This is a genomic window from Streptococcus sp. HMSC073F11, from assembly GCF_001810785.1.
GTDB lineage: Bacteria > Bacillota > Bacilli > Lactobacillales > Streptococcaceae > Streptococcus.
Window position 1 is genome coordinate 564,421 of sequence record NZ_KV802690.1, and the last position, 4,554, is coordinate 568,974.

Below are 4,554 nucleotides of genomic sequence, written 5' to 3' on the forward strand. Positions count from 1 at the left end.
TCCTCATGTCACAATTCGATTAACGATAGGGACTATAAAACAGTCTCCTCTCGTTACGGAAATCGCTATGGTGAATTTCCTAACCGCCTTATTAATTTGTCGGTAAAAAGATATCGTTTTTACCTCCTCATGTCACAATTCGATTAACGATAGGGACTCTGAAATAGTCTCCTCTCGTTACGGCAATCGCTATGGCAAATTTCCTAATCGCCTTATTAATTCGTCGGTAAAAAGCTATCGTTTTTACCTCCTCATGTTACAATTCGGTGACTTGGTACAAGAAGTGAGATGGAGAAGGATGGCTCACTGACTCCTCTCCTCTCACTTTTACTTTATTTAAATCAAGAAATAGGTGAAAAAAATGACAAAAACATTACCAAAAGACTTTATTTTCGGTGGCGCAACAGCTGCCTATCAAGCAGAAGGTGCTACACATACTGATGGTAAAGGACCAGTTGCGTGGGATAAGTATCTTGAAGATAACTACTGGTACACTGCCGAACCAGCCAGTGATTTTTACAATCGATACCCAGTTGACCTCAAGCTAGCAGAAGAGTATGGTGTCAATGGTATTCGAATTTCTATTGCCTGGTCACGTATTTTCCCGACTGGTTACGGTCAAGTAAATGCTAAAGGTGTTGAATTTTATCATAATCTATTTGCAGAGTGTCACAAACGTCATGTTGAGCCTTTTGTAACTCTTCATCACTTTGATACGCCAGAAGCTCTCCACTCAAATGGAGACTTCTTAAACCGTGAAAATATTGAACACTTTGTAGACTACGCTGCCTTCTGTTTTGAAGAATTCCCAGAAGTAAACTATTGGACAACCTTTAATGAAATTGGGCCAATTGGTGATGGTCAATACTTGGTTGGAAAATTCCCTCCAGGTATTCAGTACGACCTTGCCAAAGTTTTCCAATCGCACCACAATATGATGGTTTCTCATGCGCGTGCAGTTAAGCTATATAAAGATAAAGGTTATAAAGGTGAAATTGGTGTTGTTCACGCACTGCCAACCAAGTATCCTTTAGATCCTAAAAATCCAGCAGATGTTCGTGCAGCTGAGTTGGAAGATATCATCCACAATAAATTTATCTTGGATGCAACTTATCTAGGTCACTATTCAGCTGAAACGATGGAAGGCGTCAACCATATCTTATCAGTCAATGGTGGTAGCTTGGATCTTCGTGAAGAAGATTTCACAGCATTAGAAGCTGCGAAAGACTTGAATGATTTTCTAGGCATCAACTATTATATGAGTGACTGGATGGAAGCCTTTGATGGAGAAACTGAAATTATCCATAATGGTAAGGGTGAGAAAGGAAGCTCTAAATACCAAATCAAAGGTGTTGGTCGTCGTGTAGCTCCTGACTATGTACCACGTACGGATTGGGATTGGATTATCTACCCTCAAGGTTTGTATGACCAAATCATGCGCGTGAAGAAAGATTATCCGAACTATAAGAAGATTTACATCACTGAAAATGGACTTGGTTATAAAGATGAGTTTGTAGACAATACTGTTTATGATGATGGCCGTATTGATTATGTCAAACAACACTTAGAGGTCTTATCTGATGCGATTGCTGATGGTGCAAACGTCAAAGGATACTTCATCTGGTCATTGATGGACGTCTTCTCATGGTCAAACGGTTATGAAAAACGTTACGGTCTCTTCTATGTAGACTTTGAAACTCAAGAACGTTATCCTAAGAAATCAGCTCACTGGTACAAGAAAGTAGCAGAAAGTCAGATTATAGACTAGTAGAATGAGTAATTAGATATAGAATTCTAGTGAGGCAAAAGATGTTCAAAGATTTTATCCAATCTATTTATGAAAAAGTTTATATTATCAATTTTGATAAATGTTCTCAAATACCTTGTTTGACGAATGAGGAGCTGAAAAAACTTGGGAAATGGTATGTCTCTACCGGTAAAGAATGGATTTGCCATTCAGACTATGAGCTGGAAGAATTTAAAAATATCTTTTTAAACTTTATCAGTCCTGAAGAACGGGATAATATCTCCTTTGATTCAGATTTTATGCCGTTTCAACAATCATAAAGAATCTAGGAAACTCTTTGTAAAAATCTTCATCAAAAAATGCGTCATATAAAGATTTTTATTTTCTTGATATGACGCATTTTATATTTTATCAATCCTCAGTTTTATGGTTTAGAAAGAATAATTTTTGTTTGTTTTGAAAGTTGTTCAAACGTTTCTTTGCTCAGTTTAGAATCTGAAACGATGGTATCAATATCAGAGATATTGTAGAAGGTATAGAAATCAAATTTATTGAACTTACTATGGTCAGCTAGTAAGTATTTTTTATTGGAATTATTGAGGGCGATGCGTTGAGATTCACCTTCCTCTTCACTAAAGGTCGCAATCGTATTGTCCTGAATACCATTACAGCTAACGAAGGCTTTAGAAAATTGCAAATTGGCCAAGTTTTGCAAGGTTAGTGTTCCGACAAAGGCTCCAGTGATAGAGCGATAGTTTCCACCTATTAAAATCAAATCTGTTAGTTTTCGTTCGTTTAAGATGAGAAAGACTGGTAAACTGTTTGTTACAACACGAATATTATCAATTGGAAGTTCACGGGCAAAACATTCCAAGGTTGTCCCTGGACCAATAAAAATGGTTTCACCCTCATCAATTAAATGGCCTGCAAAACGGCTGATTTCTTGTTTTTCTGCAATCTGTAAGCTTTGTTTTTCAATATTGGAACGTTCATTGTTTAAAATAGAACCTGTGCGAATTTTCTCAGCTCCCCCGTGCACCCGAACAAGTAAATCCTTGTCTGCTAACTCTTGCAAGTAGCGTCTAGCAGTCATATCTGATACATCCAAGCGAGTCATGATTTCTTTTACAGTAATAGTTCCTTTTGTATTTACCGTTTCTAGAATATTATCTAGTTTTTCCTGCTTTAACATCGTTATCACCTCTATTTCTATTACTATTTTATCATAAAGTATTCAATCAATCAATTTAAAAAACAAAAGAAAACAAAAACAAAAAGATCATGGTTGTTTTAAACAAACCATGATCTTTTTATCACTTATAAAATAGATGACCTTAGTCCAAACCGTAGTTGTAGTCATCGTCTTGCATGGCTTCAACTTCACCAAGGAGGTAACCATTTCCGACTTGAGAGAAGAAGTCGTGGTTAGATGTTCCTGTTGAAATACCGTTCATAACGATTGGGTTGACATCATCAGCTGAGTCTGGGAAGAGTGGATCTTGTCCCAGGTTCATGAGTGCCTTGTTGGCATTGTAGCGAAGGAAGGTTTTAACTTCTTCCGTCCAACCAACACCGTCATAGAGGCTTTCTGTGTAGCCCTCTTCGTTCTCATAGAGGGTATAGAGCAGGTCGTACATCCACTCTTTGAGTTTTTCTTGCTCTTCTTCAGACAGTTCATTGAAACCGAGCTGGAATTTATAACCAATGTAGGTTCCGTGAACAGACTCATCACGAATGATCAATTTGATGATTTCGGCGACGTTGGCCAGTTTATTGTTACCAAGATAGTAGAGGGGAGTGAAGAAACCAGAGTAGAAAAGGAATGTTTCAAGGAAGACGCTGGCAACTTTCTTTTCAAGTGGGCTACCGTTTAGGTAGATTTCGTTGACGATTTCCGCCTTCTTTTGTAGATAAGGATTAGTATTGGTCCATTCGAAAATTTCTTCAATCTCAGCCTTGGTATTCAAGGTAGAGAAGATAGAAGAGTAAGATTTTGCGTGGACAGATTCCATAAATTGGATGTTATTGAAAACAGCTTCCTCATGTGGTGTACGGATGTCTGCTCGAAGGGCTTGAACCCCTGTTTCAGATTGCATAGTGTCGAGAAGGGTTAAACCACCAAAGACTTTTCCAACTAAGTCTTTTTCTACATTTGATAGCTTTCTCCAGTCATCCAAGTCATTTGACAAGGGAATACGTGTATCGAGCCAGAATTGCTCCGTCAGCTTTTCCCAAGTTGATTTGTCGATGACATCTTCGATGGCATTCCAGTTAATGGCTTTGTAGTAAGTTTCCATTTTGAAATCTCTTTCTGTGTTTAGTATTGCGAACTCACAATTACTTCTATTTTATCATAATTCTAGAGGAGTATCGCACAAAAAGTCGGAAGCCCGACTTTTTGTTATTTCATAGTATAGATGTTTATTCTAGTTTAGTTTAGCAGGGTGAATGAATCACTTATCTGAGAAAATGTAGTTTCCTCAAGCAAAGATTAAATCACACAGCTTTCACATTGGTTAGCACCGACTTCTCCACCATCATCAGTAAAGGTACGGACGTAGTAGATAGACTTGATACCCTTGTTAAAGGCATAGTTACGAAGGATAGACAAGTCACGTGTCGTTTGTTTATTTTCCTTCTTCCATTCGTAAAGACCTTTTGGAATGTCACTACGCATGAAGAGAGTGAGTGAAAGTCCTTGATCCACGTGTTCAGTTGCGGCAGCGTAAACATCAATCACCTTACGCATATCCATGTCATAAGCAGAAGTGTAGTAAGGGAACTTATCCTTACTACATGCTTAAGGA

The 4,554-nt window shown here is 37.9% G+C and carries 4 protein-coding genes and 1 pseudogene; 2 read left to right on the forward strand and 3 right to left on the reverse strand.

Going from position 1 to position 4,554, the window contains the following annotated elements; genetic code table 11:
- Positions 1 to 361: 361 nt before the first annotated feature.
- Together lacG and HMPREF2764_RS04380 are read left to right on the forward strand one after the other, a co-directional pair.
- A complete protein-coding gene (gene lacG, locus HMPREF2764_RS04370; RefSeq protein ID WP_000169253.1) occupies positions 362 to 1,768 on the forward strand; it encodes a 6-phospho-beta-galactosidase in 1,407 nt (468 codons plus the stop codon).
- A gap of 41 nt (positions 1,769 to 1,809) precedes the next feature.
- Positions 1,810 to 2,067: a DUF3884 family protein gene (locus tag HMPREF2764_RS04380; protein WP_000471578.1), complete on the forward strand. Its 258-nt coding sequence runs from the start codon at positions 1,810 to 1,812 to the stop codon at positions 2,065 to 2,067.
- Between the two features lie 104 nt (positions 2,068 to 2,171).
- On the opposite strand, the gene HMPREF2764_RS04385 is transcribed toward HMPREF2764_RS04380, so the two are convergent.
- From HMPREF2764_RS04385 to HMPREF2764_RS04395, 3 genes and pseudogenes are all read right to left on the reverse strand, one after another.
- Entirely contained in the window at positions 2,172 to 2,939 is a 768-nt protein-coding gene (locus HMPREF2764_RS04385; protein WP_070527458.1) for a DeoR/GlpR family DNA-binding transcription regulator, read from the reverse strand.
- 142 nt (positions 2,940 to 3,081) lie between these two features.
- Complete coding sequence (gene nrdF / locus HMPREF2764_RS04390) at positions 3,082 to 4,044, reverse strand: class 1b ribonucleoside-diphosphate reductase subunit beta (RefSeq protein ID WP_070527461.1); 963 nt, start codon at positions 4,042 to 4,044, stop codon at positions 3,082 to 3,084.
- A 194-nt stretch (positions 4,045 to 4,238) separates the two neighbouring features.
- Positions 4,239 to 4,535: pseudogene (locus HMPREF2764_RS04395) on the reverse strand (ribonucleotide-diphosphate reductase subunit alpha); the annotation flags it as partial.
- Positions 4,536 to 4,554 lie beyond the last annotated feature (19 nt).

Excerpts from the sequence above, each read along its gene's own strand:
- lacG (WP_000169253.1), top strand. The coding sequence starts at position 362 with ATGACAAAAACATTACCAAAAGACTTTATTTTCGGTGGCGCAACAGCT.
- HMPREF2764_RS04380 (WP_000471578.1), top strand. The coding sequence starts at position 1,810 with ATGTTCAAAGATTTTATCCAATCTATTTATGAAAAAGTTTATATTATC.
- HMPREF2764_RS04385 (WP_070527458.1), bottom strand. The coding sequence starts at position 2,939 with ATGTTAAAGCAGGAAAAACTAGATAATATTCTAGAAACGGTAAATACA.
- nrdF (WP_070527461.1), bottom strand. The coding sequence starts at position 4,044 with ATGGAAACTTACTACAAAGCCATTAACTGGAATGCCATCGAAGATGTC.